Source organism: Sapientia aquatica (genome assembly GCF_004358105.1).
GTDB classification, from domain to species: Bacteria; Pseudomonadota; Gammaproteobacteria; order Burkholderiales; family Burkholderiaceae_D; genus Solimicrobium; species Solimicrobium aquaticum.
On the sequence record NZ_SMYL01000012.1, the window covers coordinates 69,615 to 85,855 of the forward strand.

13 protein-coding genes and 1 riboswitch are annotated in these 16,241 nt (G+C 44.3%); of the genes, 9 read left to right on the forward strand and 4 right to left on the reverse strand.

Annotation, left to right across the window (positions count from 1 at the left end):
- The first annotated feature begins 441 nt into the window (after nt 1-441).
- From E2I14_RS19515 to E2I14_RS16885, 3 genes are all read left to right on the forward strand, one after another.
- Nucleotides 442-1,401: a glycosyltransferase family 4 protein gene (locus E2I14_RS19515; RefSeq protein ID WP_206105667.1), complete on the forward strand. Its 960-nt coding sequence runs from the start codon at nt 442-444 to the stop codon at nt 1,399-1,401.
- 26 nt (nt 1,402-1,427) lie between these two features.
- Nucleotides 1,428-2,411, forward strand: coding sequence for a glycosyltransferase family protein (locus tag E2I14_RS16880; protein WP_133330689.1), 984 nt, complete (start codon nt 1,428-1,430; stop codon nt 2,409-2,411).
- Nucleotides 2,412-2,491: 80 nt separating this feature from the next.
- Nucleotides 2,492-3,547 (forward strand): tetratricopeptide repeat protein, encoded by a 1,056-nt coding sequence (locus E2I14_RS16885; RefSeq protein WP_133330690.1) that lies wholly within the window; start codon nt 2,492-2,494, stop codon nt 3,545-3,547.
- A gap of 214 nt (nt 3,548-3,761) precedes the next feature.
- Here the strand turns inward: E2I14_RS16885 and E2I14_RS16890 are convergent, their stop codons facing one another.
- Together E2I14_RS16890 and E2I14_RS16895 are read right to left on the reverse strand one after the other, a co-directional pair.
- Entirely contained in the window at nt 3,762-5,039 is a 1,278-nt protein-coding gene (locus E2I14_RS16890) for a hypothetical protein (protein ID WP_133330692.1), read from the reverse strand.
- 260 nt (nt 5,040-5,299) lie between these two features.
- Nucleotides 5,300-5,611, reverse strand: coding sequence for a hypothetical protein (locus E2I14_RS16895; protein ID WP_133330694.1), 312 nt, complete (start codon nt 5,609-5,611; stop codon nt 5,300-5,302).
- Between the two features lie 73 nt (nt 5,612-5,684).
- A riboswitch (cyclic di-GMP riboswitch) is annotated at nt 5,685-5,783 on the reverse strand.
- An 818-nt stretch (nt 5,784-6,601) separates the two neighbouring features.
- On the opposite strand from E2I14_RS16895, the gene E2I14_RS16900 reads away from it, so the two are divergent.
- The 5 genes from E2I14_RS16900 (at nt 6,602) to E2I14_RS16920 (ending at nt 11,717) form a co-directional block, all read left to right on the forward strand.
- Nucleotides 6,602-6,877: a hypothetical protein gene (locus E2I14_RS16900; RefSeq protein WP_165967876.1), complete on the forward strand. Its 276-nt coding sequence runs from the start codon at nt 6,602-6,604 to the stop codon at nt 6,875-6,877.
- 177 nt (nt 6,878-7,054) lie between these two features.
- Complete coding sequence (locus E2I14_RS16905) at nt 7,055-8,251, forward strand: polysaccharide biosynthesis/export family protein (RefSeq protein WP_133330698.1); 1,197 nt, start codon at nt 7,055-7,057, stop codon at nt 8,249-8,251.
- A gap of 28 nt (nt 8,252-8,279) precedes the next feature.
- Nucleotides 8,280-9,446 (forward strand): glycosyltransferase family 4 protein, encoded by a 1,167-nt coding sequence (locus tag E2I14_RS16910; RefSeq protein WP_227544774.1) that lies wholly within the window; start codon nt 8,280-8,282, stop codon nt 9,444-9,446.
- The gene (locus E2I14_RS16915) at nt 9,436-10,509 is read left to right on the forward strand and encodes a capsular polysaccharide export protein, LipB/KpsS family (RefSeq protein WP_133330700.1); all 1,074 of its coding nucleotides are present in this window, start codon (nt 9,436-9,438) and stop codon (nt 10,507-10,509) included. Before E2I14_RS16910 ends, E2I14_RS16915 begins: the two co-directional genes overlap by 11 nt.
- Nucleotides 10,506-11,717 carry a capsule biosynthesis protein gene (locus tag E2I14_RS16920; RefSeq protein ID WP_133330702.1) on the forward strand — a complete coding sequence of 404 codons (1,212 nt, stop codon included), beginning with the start codon at nt 10,506-10,508 and terminating at the stop codon, nt 11,715-11,717. The genes E2I14_RS16915 and E2I14_RS16920 overlap by 4 nt, the downstream gene beginning before the upstream one ends.
- Before the next feature lie 110 nt (nt 11,718-11,827).
- On the opposite strand, the gene E2I14_RS16925 is transcribed toward E2I14_RS16920, so the two are convergent.
- Both E2I14_RS16925 and E2I14_RS16930 read right to left on the reverse strand, forming a co-directional pair.
- The gene (locus E2I14_RS16925) at nt 11,828-14,017 is read right to left on the reverse strand and encodes a xanthine dehydrogenase family protein molybdopterin-binding subunit (RefSeq protein ID WP_165967877.1); all 2,190 of its coding nucleotides are present in this window, start codon (nt 14,015-14,017) and stop codon (nt 11,828-11,830) included.
- 11 nt (nt 14,018-14,028) lie between these two features.
- Nucleotides 14,029-14,478 (reverse strand): (2Fe-2S)-binding protein, encoded by a 450-nt coding sequence (locus tag E2I14_RS16930; RefSeq protein ID WP_133330705.1) that lies wholly within the window; start codon nt 14,476-14,478, stop codon nt 14,029-14,031.
- Nucleotides 14,479-15,400: 922 nt separating this feature from the next.
- Between E2I14_RS16930 and E2I14_RS16935 the strand changes: the two genes are divergently transcribed.
- Nucleotides 15,401-16,162, forward strand: a complete 762-nt coding sequence (locus E2I14_RS16935) for a sulfite exporter TauE/SafE family protein (RefSeq protein WP_133330754.1) — start codon at nt 15,401-15,403, stop codon at nt 16,160-16,162.
- The last annotated feature ends 79 nt before the right edge of the window (nt 16,163-16,241 follow it).

A 16,241-nucleotide genomic window follows, 5' to 3' on the forward strand; every position in this document is an offset into this window, starting at 1 on the left:
CGTTATTCCAACGTCATTATTTCGCTGATAGAAAAACCTCAACGTAATTTACTCGACTCCCTTACGGAATATTTCAGCCAAAGAGCTGAGCTGCTCGCTCTCCAACTGTCGCTGCTAGTTGGATTTGGATCAATCAAGCTGTCTTCTTTTAAATCACAATCGTTTGAGGATTTCACTTGGCGCACCCTGTTTTCTAAAACTCTGCCAGCATCTGATTTTAAATTGGTCGCCACCGCAAATCACAAAATTTGCTCGATTTCGTGGCACACACTTCATATGGTTGGACTAGGCACCCTGACGTGGCGACTGAGCAGTAAGGCCAAATACCCCAAGATTGACACATCCGGATTTGATATCTTTATTGGACAAACTCCTTATCCTGGACGAGTGACAGGCCGAACACAGCTAATCATTCGGTACCACGATGCGATTCCAATCTTCATGCCACATACCATCTCGGATAAGTCGATACACCAAGCCACGCACTTCTATGCCTTACTCGATAACGTCGATCAACGCGCATGGTTTGCATGTGTATCCGAAGCCACCCGCCAAGACTTGATTCGCGTTTTTCCTGCCGCAGAGAGCAGGTCCGTGACGATTCATAATATGGTTTCGCATCACTATTTCAACGAGGATTCCTCACCAGCTTTGGTAGCAGGAATCATCAGAGCGCGGCTTTACGGCAATGACCAAGACGGCAAATACGACAATGATAAAAATCTGATTGGACTAGAGCCTAATTTTCTAACCCTTAGGGAACAAGAAAATTTTTACACCAAACATTTATCCTCTAAGCCGCTCAAGTATTTATTAATAGTCTCCACCATAGAACCACGCAAAAATCACATTCGACTGTTAGCCGCTTGGGAAATCATCAAAGCCGATATTGATCGTGATCTGAAATTGGTCATCGTCGGCACACTTGGATGGGACTACAAGCAAATTTTTAGTGGCTTTAAAAGTTGGATTGATCGCGGAGAGATATTCATGCTCAATGCCGTTCCGGCACCCGATTTACGGGTGTTATACCGGCACGCAGCCGCAACAGTTTGCCCTAGCGTGGGCGAGGGCTTCGACTTCTCTGGTGTTGAATCTATGGCCTGCGGAGGCCTCACGGTTGCGTCCGATATTGCCGTGCACGTTGAAATTTACGACGATGCCGCTGAATATTTTGACCCTTATTCCACTCTGAGCTTAGTGACTGCACTCAAAAAAGTTTTATACGATGAGACATCGCAAGTGCGGGAAGTTCAGCTACGAGAAAAAGGGAAAGAAGTTTCAGCGCGCTACTTGCCGGAAAAAATTTTGCCGCAATGGAAACAGTTTCTTGGTCGCGTTGTTGGGGTGAAAAGCTTAGAGAATTTTCAGGAACAAACGCACAGCACATCTAATTTTTAAACAAACTCCACTGTTGAATTTGGAAAATGAAAAAAGCACTAGCTCTCCTTTGTTTTAACCGACCCACCTACTTTCAGCTGTGCTGGCCATCGATAATTTGTCAGCAAATTAAGGGAAAGCCAATACAGGAGTGCTACGATATTTTTGTCTTTCAAGATGGATTAGGGGATGAAAATAAGGAAACTAACCGAACCCCACATGGCAGTGTATGCGAACTCATAGGTCGATTACCGTCCGATATAAAAATCCTCGCGCAAGCTACCAATCTTGGCATTGCAATGCATTTTGATTTCGTCGAAAAATTTCTTTTTGTGGAACACGACTATGACTTTGTTACTTTTTGTGAGGACGATTTGATCTTGGCCCCAGGTTACATGTCCGCGATTGATTTGATGTGCGACAAATTTCGCGACGATCCTAGAATTGGGATGGTTTCAGCCCATCCGTCTCATCCAGGGATTGCACTTGGAACGCAGCGTTTCAACAAACACAGGTACGCGCGGATGGGTCATAACTGGGGCTTTGGCGTATTCCGCGAATTTTGGAAAAAGCGCCAATCGTTCGTCGAATCCTATTTGGAGCTGGTAAAACATAGGCCCTATCGAGAGCGATCCAATGCCGAAATTTGCCGGTGGTTGGAACTCGTTGGATTCAGGGGTGAACGCTCAAGTCAGGACTATATAAAACAATGCGCCACCTGTGCACTAGGTGGCGTTCGAATATCAACTTTTGCCAATTTTGGCCTTCCGATCGGCCGATCAGGTCAGCATTGCACTCCCGATCTTTTTAAATCAATGGGACTCGATCAGGTCGTTGTCTTTAACGATGAATTAAGTCATTTGAACGACTTGGATCAGCAGAAGTACTTCAAGATTCATAAAGGCGACCGCGACCAAATTCTGCTCCATCCCCAACCACTAACGCTAGACAATATGGTGGACGATCAACAGCATTGGTTAGCTAAATTCACATCTGGCGAATTGCACCCAGCCACTCTGTTAACTAGGTAGGCCATTTAATTCCGGTTGCCTCAGCTTTTGCAAATAGCCCTGTCAACAATTGTTGGAAACGGAATTTAGGGAGGACGATAATGGACAATCAGAACAGTTTTTACGAGGAAGCGCTGCCGATTTTGACACTGATTCAAACTACTATCTTGAGTCATCCTAGATGGTCGCTGAGCCTATTGGAGGCAACAACTAATCAACTCGTAACCAATTTGCGTCAGCAACGTATTGACAGCGATGATGATTTAAAAACTGTCGAAGAAGTTTGCCAAGACGTTTTTTATCGCCATGTCGATGAAGCAAATCTTTTTTTTCGGATAGCAGAAAAGTATGCCGTTGAAAGGCAGCTAGAACAATCACTGATCTGGATTAGTCGTGCAATTGGAATAAAAGAGACTGAATGTGAGTTCCATCGCTTTCGTGCCGACGTATTAACAAGACTTGGTCGATTGGAGGAAGCGGAAACGTCACTTCAAAATGCCTTAAAAATATCTCCGCTAGATATTTCAATTCAACATGAACTTAGCCAACTAAAGACGCAAATTTTAGAACAGTTAAGGCGTGAAAGAAATGCTTCAAGCAATGTACTGGCTGCGATTTCCAAAGGCAAAGAGGTGCTGAGTCGCTCACAGGATAGCAGCGACTATGCCGAATTAGCCCACCTGCTTGCTAACGACAATCAGCTTGCAGAGGCGCTCAAGTATATAAATTTAGCCATCGCCCAGGATCCAAATCAATCCGAGCACCTCCGGTTACAAGCCAGCCTGTTTGCGCGGCAAGAAAGCTTTTATGAGGCTGAAAATGCGATCAATCAGGCGATCAATCTATCTCCTACCAATCCAGATCTGCACCAAGACAAATTCAACATTGAACAAAAAATCATTGCCCAACTAAAAATCGATCGAACCTGCGTTACCGACTTAACACAAGCTATTTTGATCGAATCGACGCTCGCTCAGCGCTGCCCAGACGATGCACAAACCAACTACAACGTAGCTTACTTATTAACCGAAGGGAGAATCATCGATTCATCGCTAGAGTATATAGAGCGCGCTATTGCGCTCGATGCGAGCCAAGCTGAATTTCATCGCTTACGTGCCCTTGTTTTAGAACACAAAGGTAGATTGGCGCGCGCTTAAGCTACGATCAAACTCGGCATCAAATGAAGGTGCAGTTCCTTGGATTATCCGTGCAGGTCGAAGCAACAAAAGTCCATTTTACCGAGCCCGGAAAAAGCTAACTATTCAAGTTATTCCAGTACGTAAATAACCAAGTATCTGCAAAGGTCAATTACGCTTCATGTTCAGAAGCTGCGGAAATTAAAACCTGCCAAAACTATAAAATCGGAATCGACTAATTCGGCCAAAACCCATTATCCGTATTCGGAAACGCAACCAAAACATCGGTACGATTAACCTGCTTCCATATGGCTAAATTTGGCACCGGATTATTCTCAGAATAACCGTTGGCCGGTGTTTGATAAAAATGCCCAAGATACCAACGGGACCCGTCCGGACCTTGGATGGGCGTAACATATTCTTGTCCATTTGTGGGATACGCTAAGCCGTTTGATTTAGTCCCAAGATTAAAGGCATGGAACAAGAGCGGATTGCCTGCTTTGGATAACATCATACGAAAGCACCCTTTGGTGGTTCCGTTCGGTGCTACACAACCGCTGCCACCGACACTAGCTAGCGCAACGACAGAGTGACCACTGGCCCAAACATGCCTAGCGTCAACGCTGGTGTTACTCATACTGTCGATTGGATCGGGCGCCCATACTTCTGTCGTCAGGTTGGCTTGTGTGGAGGTGACTAATTTACTGCCACTGCCCGCCACGATGAAGGTGCTGCCTGATTTGTTCAATTGCGCACCGCGCATGGCAATGCTGACAAACTGGTTATTTTGAATCGCTAATGCCGACCAATATATATATAGATTATTTTCCAGCACCGCTAGTGTCGGCACGGACGCGGCATATTGCATACCGGTAGGGGGGAACTGACCGCTAATGATGACCTGTGTTTGGCTCATATCTAATGTCTTGGTCGTTGGATTGTAGATACTGATACACGATGATGTGCCTTGGACTCCAAAGCTCGGCGCTTTTTCACTCAGCACGCATTCAAAGCTAACGATGTATTGACCGTTGTAGAGCACGATGCTGGGATCATAGGCTGATTTGATTACCGCGCCTTTTTGCGGACCGCCGGTAAGAACTGCCTTGCTTAAATTAGCGGAATTATTGTTCGAGGTATCTAGCAATGGCTTAACTAGCGTGAATTGTTTGGTGGTCCAATTTAAATACACCAAAGTTAAACCCCATTGCTTACCGCCGCTGCAATCATTCGGGCCAGAGATGCCTGCCATGCCGCCCGTGCTAGTTATGCGAGCGCGCGCGATAAATAAATTGTTCGTTCCGGGTATTTGAGCAAACGAAGCAGCATTGCAGGTTGGGAAGCCTAATACGACCGCATTATTTTTACCTAAGTAAGCATTCGCCTTCGACGTTGCTGTTTGCGCGAAGGCTTGGGTAACTGAGGCTATTGGCATTAGCAACAACGTTAGGGATAATATTTTCCAAATCCAGTTTGCTGTACCAAAACGTAGTTGCTCAAAAATCGCATTCATTATTCCCCCGTTGTTTGCTTGCTTCCCGCGCTATCAAATTTCAAAAGCCGGCTATTTGCTCATAACGTGTGCGCCGAACCAAAGAAACCTATTCCTTCAGCTTGGACTACCCACTAGACCAATGTAGTACAAGTCAACTGAGTTTTAAGTAAATTCTTAACGAACCAATCGTTAATCTAATCAACGTAAATTGCTCAAAAAAATAATTAAATAATTCGTTCTCATGTAGGCCGTTTTTTCTTCACCTACGCTACGCGTAGCTAGCCGCGAGAACTGTTGTCGTTGTTGTTTTCGGATTGATCTAGCGCCTGATTTTGCTGAGCTTCTAGTTGCTCATCTACGGCATTTATTTGCTGAGTCAATACGGAATTCAACCGGGTGCTTTCGTATTGCATTGGCCGATATTGGCCAAGGTTAGCCGCTATCACAATTGCGGTGCTATCGTCGAGCGCGCTGGCTAAATTGGGGTCCACGTTGATTTGTCCACCGCAGGCGCACAGCATCGAAGCCGCGCTCATAGCAGCGATCAATCCGCGAATGGATACTAAATTTAAGACTGGGGATGATTTCATGTCTCGCTCCGAATGAGCGAGGGCCACGCTAGAACAATCAACACGCACCAACGAAACCGTTAGTACCTTGGAGATTGGCAACCCCGCTACCGTGGCGCTGACGTTGTTCTGTCGCGCTGTTAGGCCGGAGGCTTTGCGTCCCCACCTTTCGATGGGTTTGCCCTCATTGATAAATTACAACCAAAATTCTGGCTGTTTCTTGCTTGCCGCCAACCGATGCGGCACCGGAATAATATGAGAAATATTTCCCGATAAAAAGCTTTATTTATGGAAACTTTAAAAAACTTTTTAATCCATTTTTTCGACTTGATTGGGAAAACTGATGCTGTTAAATCGGGCGAATTTTTTGCGCCGAAATACGTAACGCATCTAACGTTTTAGCGGTTGATATTTACCGTAAATTTTAAAGAAAGTTTGCATTGATTTAGCGCGACATTTTTAGACTTATACAAACTTAAAAAGAACAAATTCAACAGTCGACCGACACATGCTTTAGTCAATTATTCATAGTTACGTAAGCGCAAAATTAAAACTAAACAATCTAGGCTTGACCGGTTTTATTTCTGAAAAATTTACTGACTAAATTTATGGCGAAATGCCCAAAAATCAGGTTGTACCACTAAGTTTGTTTTCACAGTTGTGAACACCAAAGTGCCTAAAAAGTGAAGATGTATAGATGTGGTTTTTTGCAGCAGCTTTCGCGCTGATATGGCGCTTTGACAATTGAAATTGACTAGGTCGTGCGATAGCATAATTTTCATCAAGTGCTCTAATCATAGCGATAGTGATCAAGTGATTTTTAAAATTTGAACTCTGCTGATTAACCCTGACTGTGTACTAAGGAGTGCAACAATGGACCTGATATTTCGCGCAATAAGGGCAGCGGTATTTGCCCTTATTATGTTTTTTTCTCTCACGTATATGGGTATCCCGTTGTCCGTTGCATTCACAATAAGTCTTATCCCATTAGTGTTAGGCCAGGTAAACGTGATGACTGGTTTTGCAGTATCGCTAACCGCGTTAGTGTTTGTGGTAGCGTGCTTTTCATCCTTAGTGGCTAGTTTTAATATACCGTTTGCCGAGATAACGACACTGGCTGCTAATGCCATTAACAAAGCCAAATCAACGGCCACCGCAGCGGCCAACACAAATGCAAACCGCCCTGACCAACACACTAAGCCTTCTGGCTTAGCTTCCACATCAACAGCAAAGCAAGCAATTAAGAACACGCCACCAACGCCATCTCAGAGCAGCACATCACCTTGATGCTTTTGCTCGTATAAGCAGCTTAATGATGATTGAGTAGCGCTGCACATTGAACCTACCGATATCACTGACCAAAGCTAATCAATTACTGTTGGAACGATGATTTGTTCGCTTGCTTCATTCGGTAGGGCTATTTTTTTGCATCAATTTTTTACCATCACGGTTAGTCAGGAAGCCATGAATTATTTAACGCAAACCTACTGTCAAATACTATTAAAAAAGTTGTTGCTCATTTTTGTGCTGAGCCTTTCTGGTTGTGCTACCTACCCGGATTTCATTCCATCTTCGGGACCGTTACGCGAGCAAGTTGAGGACGCAAAGGATTCTGCCAATAAATTAGGGATTCGGCTAATTGATGTAAGCGATACAGTCACTCGCCAAATTATCGCCAGCCAACAGCAAAATACTTTTGCTGATTTATGGGACGGGAAGACACCGAATAACTTTATTGCGAAGCCGGGCGATGTGGTGGAAGTCTCAATCTGGGAAGCTCCACCAGCAATGCTATTTTCATCAGGCACGGCTGCAGCAAGCGTGACTACAGTTGGTGCGACGTCGAGCATTACCGTGTTACCTACGCAAATGGTGAATGAACAAGGCTACATTACGATTCCGTTTGCTGGCTTAATTAGCGTGGTCAATAAATCCCCAAACCAAATAGAAAAAGACATCGCACTGCATTTAAAAGGCAAAGCTAATCAACCGCAAATATTGGTACGCATCACCCAAAATAATTCCGCTAATGTGACCGTGGTAGGGGACGTAAACACCAGTATTCGAATGCCATTAACACCACATGGTGAACGCTTATTGGATGCGTTGGCGGCAGCTGGTGGGGTGAAAGATCCCATCAACAAAATGACCTTGCAATTAACCCGTGGTGATGTGGTGCGATCGCTACCGCTTGATACCGTGATTCATGACCCACGCCAGAATATTTTGTTGCAATCAGGGGACGTGGTGACGTCGCTATTTCAATCGAATTTTGTCACCGTGTTGGGCGCTACTGGAACTAATTCAGAAATGAATTTTGAAGCGCAAGGCATTTCGCTCGCGCAGGCCTTAGCGCGATCAGGCGGATTAAATGATGCGCGCGCTGATGCGCGTGGCATATTTATTTTTAGGTTTGAGTCGCTAGGAGCATTGCTAGGCGCTAATACTCAAGTCACCACTACATCGGAAGGCCGCGTCCCGGTAATTTATCACATTGACCTAAAAGACCCCGCGATTTTTTTTGTGGCGCAAAGCTTTCCGATGAAAAATAAAGATGTGATGTATGTATCCAATGCGTCGGGTGCAGAATTCCAAAAATTCCTAAATATTTTGGTGTCCACTGCTTACCCAATAGCCAATGTAATCAATACTATTAAGTAAGCGCAGCATTGTCGATTTAAGGCGGTAAATGATGACTGAAATACTGATCGATGTAACGCGCTTGCTAGATCGCCGTTGGAGCGATAACGTCCCAACAGGCATTGATCGTGTTGGCTTGGAATATGTTCGGCATTATGCGCATCGGGCATCGGCATTAGTGCGTTACAGTGGACGAAATTTACTCGTCACTCCCAACCATTCACGGGTTTTATTTAAAGAAATTCTCAACCCAACACGGCATTTTAAACGTCGCGTAAGCTGGATATTGTTGTATGCCGGATGTCAGATTCAGCACGAATTCGGTCGCAAAAATGCGATTCTCTTCAACACCGGACATAGTGGATTAGAGAATCCTACTTATTTGTCGAAATTGATGCGGCAACAATTAAAGCCTATTTTTTTTGTGCACGATTTAATTCCGCTGCATTACCCCGAATACTGTCGTGCTGGTGAAGATCAACATCACAGCAAACGCATTCATGCTGCCTTAAATCAAGCACATGCAATCGTTACCAATTCTCAAGTAACGATGCAGCATTTAAGCCAATATGCACAGCAATACCAACTTCCCCTTCCTCGCGTGATTATGGCACCGATCGCCCCAGCGAAATTGCCGGGGCCTATGAAGGAGCGTCCGATAGAGCAAAACTATTTTGTAATGCTGGGCACGATTGAATCGCGCAAAAATCACTTACTTATTCTTCAAATTTGGCAACGGCTTAATCGGCTAATGGGTAATGATGCACCGAAATTGGTGTTAATCGGCAAACGGGGCTGGGAGTGCGAACAGGTACTCGATTTATTAGATCGTTGCGAGCAATTACGCCAACATGTTATTGAGCTGGCTAAATGTTGTGACCAAGAAGTAGCTAACTATTTGCATCATGCACAGGCCTTATTATTCCCTTCCTTTGCAGAAGGTTACGGCATGCCACTGATAGAGGCGATGTCATTGAAAGTCCCAGTAATTGCGAGTGATTTACCCGTCTTTAGAGAAGTTGCCAAAGACCTCCCTTGTTATTTAGATCCGATCGATGCTTCAGGTTGGTTGAAAACGATTATCGAATTTAACCAAGCCAATTCGACTACACGAACCGAACAATTGGATAAGTTGGAGAAGTTCAAATTACCAACTTGGCAGGAGCATTTTGCGCTAGTTGATCAAATGCTGATCGGGTTGGGCAATGAACGGTGAGGCCTTAACTTCTCCAGCGCGGAATGCTGATTTTGGCGATGACGCATTACCGCCATTGATTTATGCCTATGGAATGTCACTGCGTAAGCTGCGGATTCTACGTGCCTTTGTCGCTCCTATCCAAGTTAGTTATCTACGCGGCATCACGAGCCTACCGAGTAAATCAATATTACTGGTGTGGGGCAGTAAAAACTTAACTGCGAGGGGCGACGTCTCGGTAGTTCGCGTGGAAGATGGCTTTATTCGTTCTATCGGCTTGGGAGCTGACTTAATTTGGCCGATTTCGTGGGTGTTTGACCAGCGCGGTATGTATTACGATGCTAGGCAAGAATCGGATTTAGAACATTTGCTACAGAACACCCAGTTCGATGGCGACTTGCTTTATCGCGCGCGGCAACTTCGTAAGAAAATCGTGGCGCATGGGTTAAGTAAATATAATTTATCAGCAGCGAATTGGAATAGACCGCCTTCCATTGAGAAGGTGGTGTTAGTGGTTGGACAGGTCGAGAGCGATGCATCGATTCAATGCGGCTCAGCTAACATTAAAACTAATTTGGATTTGCTCAAAGCGGTGCGGTTAGCTAATCCTAAGGCTTATATCGTCTATAAGTCGCATCCCGATGTTGTTGCTGGGTTGAGAGCTTCTGATCAACATCGTGAACAACTAAACCATTACTACGATGAAGGCATTGAGCATGTTTCGATTCAGTCGGTGCTTGATAATGTAGATGCTGTCTATGTAATTACCTCCCTTACCGGATTTGAAGCCCTGATACGACACATTCCCGTGTTTTGTTATGGACATCCTTTTTATGCTGGTTGGGGTTTAACTAGCGATTTAGCGCCACCTATCCCACGACGCTCGCGTGTGTTAACCCTTGATGAATTGGTCGCTGCCAGTTTAATTCTCTATCCGCGCTACATGAGTCTAAGTTCTAGAAAACCACTCTCAGTTGAACAGGCGCTAGATGAACTGATTACGTTACGCAATCAACAATTACCAACGCCTTGGTGGCGCAAATTACTAAGAACTGTATTGCAACAATTTGGTAAAAATCGATGATTGCTTCTGACCTGGGCTTTTTTACAGGCCGACGAATTATGATGTTGCAAGGACCCATGGGACCATTTTTTAATCGGTTGAAGCACGACTTATTATCGGTAGCAACATCGGTCATCAAAATTGATTTTAATGGCGGCGATTACTTGTTCTCCGATAAAAGCGCCGTTCAATTCCGAGGAACTAAGTCCGAATGGCCTCAATTTCTTGAACAAATTATTCATTCCCATCAAATCGATACTTTATTATTTTTTGGTGACTGCCGTCGCTACCACGTTCAGGCAAAACAGATCGCAGAGAAGTGCGGAATTACCGTAGGTGTTTTTGAAGAAGGCTATGTGCGACCGGATTACATCACTTTTGAGCTGGTTGGCGTGAATGCGAATTCAACCATTTCTCGCTGCCCTGAAGATTATCTAGCGCTACAACGTTTGGAAATACCGAAAGTCATTTATTGCGAAAATCCTTTGTGGCACGCAATCGTTTGGAGCACGTTATATTACAGTGTAGCGATTTTACTTGGCTTTTTATATCCGAACTACGAACATCACCGTCCCCTAACAATAGCCGAATCATGGCCTTGGATTAGAAGCTACTTTCGTAAGGTGTGGTATGGATTTTTAGAGCGGGGTGTACAAGCAGAACTGATTAATAAACTTTCTGGAAAATACTTTCTAGTCCCATTGCAGGTTCATAACGATTCGCAATTAGCGGTACATTCTAATTTTTCTTGTGTCCAAAACTTTATCTACGTCGTAGTGCAATCGTTCGCTCGATCAGCGCCGCAGGACAGCTACCTTATTCTGAAGCAGCACCCTCTTGATCGTGGCTACAATAATCATCGCTCGTGGATCACTGAACTCACAAAAGTATTAAAGGTGGATCAGCGAGTTAAATACATACACGACCAACATTTACCAACGTTGCTACAACACAGTGCTGGCGTCGTGGTTGTAAATAGCACGGTTGGTTTATCGGCTTTACATCACAACAAGCCAACTAAGGTTTTAGGCAAAGCCATTTTTGATCTTGCTGGACTGACGTATCAAGGACAATTAGACGATTTTTGGTGTGCATCATCATCGTTCATTGTTAACCGCGGGTTGTATGAAAAATTTATCAACTTCGTCATTTTACGAACACAAATCAATGGTAATTTTTATCGACGTTTGCGCGACATGAACAATAAATCTGGCGTAGTTTGGACTTAATATGGTTTGTACAATTTAGTCCCGTATCAATTTGTTGATTCTCTAAACATCCCTAGAGGCGTCCCAACTTTTATCGAGACGCCTTTTTTATATGAAGCGAAAATTAAATGCTAAGCCAATGTATATCCATGTTTAGACAAGGGCAGGGAGCGCAGGCGTTCACCGGTTGCATTGGCAATGGCATTGGTTAAAGCAGGGGTTAGCGCGGCAAATGGCGGCTCACCCATGCCACCCCAATCTTTACCGCCAGTTGGCACTAAAATCGGCGTGATCGTGGGTGAATTGCGCAGCAAGGTTATCGGATAATCACCAAAATTATTTTGCTGTACGCGACCGTCTTTAATCGTAATTTCGCTCAAAAATGCCGCGGTAAAGCAATACGCGACGTTACCTTCAATTTGGGCTTTGGCTGAATCAGAATTGGCGACATAACCTGAATCGACCGCGATATAAACGTGATGAACTTTAACTGATTTGTCCGGACCGACCGACAGTTCAACCACTGCCGCACCGAAGGACGCATAAGCATCTTGCACCGCCAATCCACGGAAATGCCCCTTTGGTAATGGGCTACCCCAGTTGGCCGCTTTGGCAACGGCTTGCAAAATTATATAATCGCGTCCGTCTTTAGGAAGCAGACTCAACCTAAATTCCAGCGGATCAAAATTTCCGGCTTTACAAATCTCATCGATAAACGATTCGCGCACATAAGGGTTTTGCGAATGAAATACTGAGCGCCAAAATCCGACTGGTACATTTATTTTGCACATGCCATGACGCACGTCGATATTTTTGATTTGGTAGGGAATATCGTGAAAGGAATCGCCAGCTTGGTAATCCTGTCCATTTCTAAGCGCAGCGGGTCGGACTTTTTCTAAAATGGATTGCGATGCACAGTTGATTTCTAAGGCCTCTAATTGGCCGTCGGTGGCGAAAGCAGCACGCAGCTTATACAGCGCAGCCGGACGGTGATAACAATGCTGCATGTCCTCTTCACGACTCCACAGTAGCTTTACTGGAATGCCGGGTAGTTCTTTGGCGATTAGTACAGATTGGGTAACGAAGTCTTGGTATGCGCCACGGCGACCAAAACCACCGCCTAAATACGGACGGTTACAGGTGACATTAATTTCTGGAATGCCCAACACTTTAGCGGCTGCAGTAACGCTGGCTTCGGCGTTTTGCGTGGGAACCCAAATTTCGACCTTGTCGCCGTCAACTTTGGCGGTGCAATTTTGCGGCTCTAATGTGGCGTGATTCAAATACGGGGTGAAATATTCTGCCTCGATTATTTTGGAGCTGCGCTCAAAGACCGACGCCACATTTCCCACTTGCTTCAACGGCTTTGCATCAGTGATGCCTTGTTTAAGAATCGCCATCACACCGGCATCATCTAATTTGTCGCCACCTTTGTAATCCCAGGTAATTTTTAAGGCTTTGGTCGCTTGCTGAGCGCGCCACCAGTTATCCGCAATCACCGCTACAAAATCGGGACCGGTGACAACTTTCTTGATTCCACGTCGATTCTTCACCGCTGAATCATCAACGGCGATTGGTATTCCGCCAAATACTGGACATTGCACGATAGCCGCGTGCAGCATGCCACGCACTTTTATATCAATTCCAAACACCGCACCGCCATTGGTCTTGGAAGGAATATCTAAGCGAGGAATTGGTTTACCAATTAAGGTCCATTCGGAGGGCGCTTTTAGTACAACGTTAGTTGGTGGCGGTAATTTAGCGGCTTGCTGAGCCAATGCGGCATAGGTCGCTGAACGTTTGGAGGCAGTGTGATAAATGTGACCGCCTTTAGCGCTGCATTCATTGATTGGTACATTCCATTGCTGAGCAGCGGCGGCTTTGAGCATTTCTCGCGCTGTTGCGCCGGCCTTACGCATCATCTCTTGCGATTCGCGTGTGCCACGGCTTCCGCCAGTGGAAAAACTGCCATAAATTTTATTACGCGCTAAATGTTCTTGAACCGAGGCGAATTCCATTTTGACGTCAGCCCAATTGCATTCCAATTCTTCCGCCAACATCATCGGTAACGAAGTGCTAGTGCCTTGCCCCATTTCTGCCCGAGCTACTTCGCAAATTACTTTGTTATCGGGCGTAATACGAATCCAGGAATTAATGTCAGTCATCGCTTCGAGCGATCCTGCTACCGGAGCCTGTGCTTCGGCAGGTAAGTGAAAACCAAATAAAACAGTCCCTGAGGCGGCAGCTGATAATTTTAAAAAGTTACGGCGCGAATTCAGTACGTCATCCGCTTTGATGTTGGACACAGTCGATGTAGTCATCATTAGCCCCTTTATGCTTTATGACCAAGTTTGGCAACTTGATGAATCGCTTCACGGATGCGCGGATAGGTTCCGCAGCGGCAGATATTAGTCATAGCGGCATCAATATCTTCATTGGTGGGATGCGGTTTGCGCGCTAGCAAAGCGGTGGCTGCCATCAACATGCCGGACTGGCAGTAGCCGCATTGCGGGACTTGTTGTTCGATCCATGCCTTTTGCAACGCTGATTTTCCGCTTAACCCTTCAATGGTAGTGATCTTTCTGCCGACCGCAGCAGAGGAGGGAATGGAACAGGAACGAACGGCTTGGCCATCTAATAAAACTGTGCATGCGCCACAAATAGCGACACCACATCCAAACTTAGTGCCTGTTAAGGCCGCTTCATCGCGAATTGCCCAAAGTAGTGGCATGTCCGGTTCTACGTCCAATTCGGTATTTTTGCCGTTAATGCTTAGTCTCATCGTGGTCTCCTGATTGCTGGCGCTGTTATTGATTGGCAATGCTGTGAGGAAAGTATAGGGTGAATTCAATTTTTATGTGAACTCGGAAACGTCATATTAACGGTTCAATTAATAAGTTTCTTTTAGTTAATTTTATTTACTTTGGGCAATTAATGTTCGTTGAAGCTAAGTTTTGTTAGCGGTATTTATAGTTTGGTGTTGTTGGGCGTTGGTTCTCCTAATTTGCTCTAAACAGGGCGTTTAACTGGTTTTATTTGAATTTGTTCAAACCGGTGCTCGTTTTGGTTTAAATCGATTTGAGAGCGTTTTAAAGGTTTAGGTGTTTGTCGGGCGTGGTTTTGTTTTTCGCTCTTTTATGTAGTTATTTAAGAAGTATATATATATGAATAGTAGTGATAGTAAACGAGGTTTTAATTGTGGATAACTAGCTTTTATCTTGATTTTTCAATGTGTTAGACGATTTATAAACAGGCTGATTTTCTGCGTATTATTTTGTTTGAAAAATTGGATAACTTTTGGTGATTAAAAATAGTGGGGTCTTTTCCACAAACTATTCTGGTTTATTTTGCTGAGTTATCCACAATTTGATTACGCTGATTGTTAGTTTTTATTTTTTAATTTGGTTTGTAGTACTAATGCTTTTGAACTTTATGTAAAAGAAATAGCTGTTCAGTTCTTTTTGATTTAAGGGATATATTTATTTAGTAGTGATTGTTAACGTAGGCTGGCTTTAGTGCATAAGTCACTTATTTCTTTTCAATTCAGGAAGTTAGCGTTGATAATAAGTTCGTTATAAAGCCCGTACTAAAACCCAACAATTGTTGGATAAAAATTGCGCTTTATAAACTTTACGAGTTTCACACAATCTGTTCAAAACTTATCCAAAGACTTATCCACCGCTGTTTTTTTCTATCATTCTAAGATGAGCGATTATTTGATATTGAGTTGTGCGGCATTTTGCGCGGGATTGATCGATGCGATTGTTGGCGGTGGCGGATTGATTACTGTGCCGGCAATTTTTTCGAGCTTTCCAAATGTGACGCCTGCCACTTTGTTAGGTACTAATAAACTAGGAGCAATTTTTGGAACGACATCTGCCGCGATAAATTATGCGCGAGTGGTGAAGATTAAATGGCGTGTTGCGTTGCCCGGAGCCATCGGGGCATTTTTGTTTTGCTTTTGTGGCGCTTATACAGTAATGCATGTTTCGGCAGATTTTCTTCGTAAAGCATTACCGTTTGTGTTGGTGCTGGTCGCTTTGTACACGTTTAAACGCAAGGATCTTGGGCAAGTGCATAAGCCGGTTTATTTTGGCAGAACCGAAATAGTGTTGGCCTTTGTATTTGGTGCCGGGATAGGATTTTATGATGGGTTTTTTGGGCCTGGTACAGGTAGTTTTTTAATTTTCATTTTTGTTCGATATTTTGGTTTTGATTTTTTAAGTTCATCCGCAATTTCCAAAATCATTAATGTTGCTACTAACGGTGCAGCCTTGTTACTGTTTGGGTTGAGCGGACATGTGTTTTGGCAGGTTGGATTATTGATGGCCTTTTTTGCCGTGTTAGGTTCGTTGATTGGTAGTCGGCTAGCGATCAAACACTGCAGCAGTTTTGTACGAGTTTTGTTTTTGGTTGTGGTTGGTGTACTGATATTGAAGACGTTTTACGATGCTTACTTGCGTTAGATTGTTTCACGTGAAACATAAGCGAAATCGGTTTTGCTGATGTTCCACGTGAAACAATGCATATCAATTACGGGTAAAC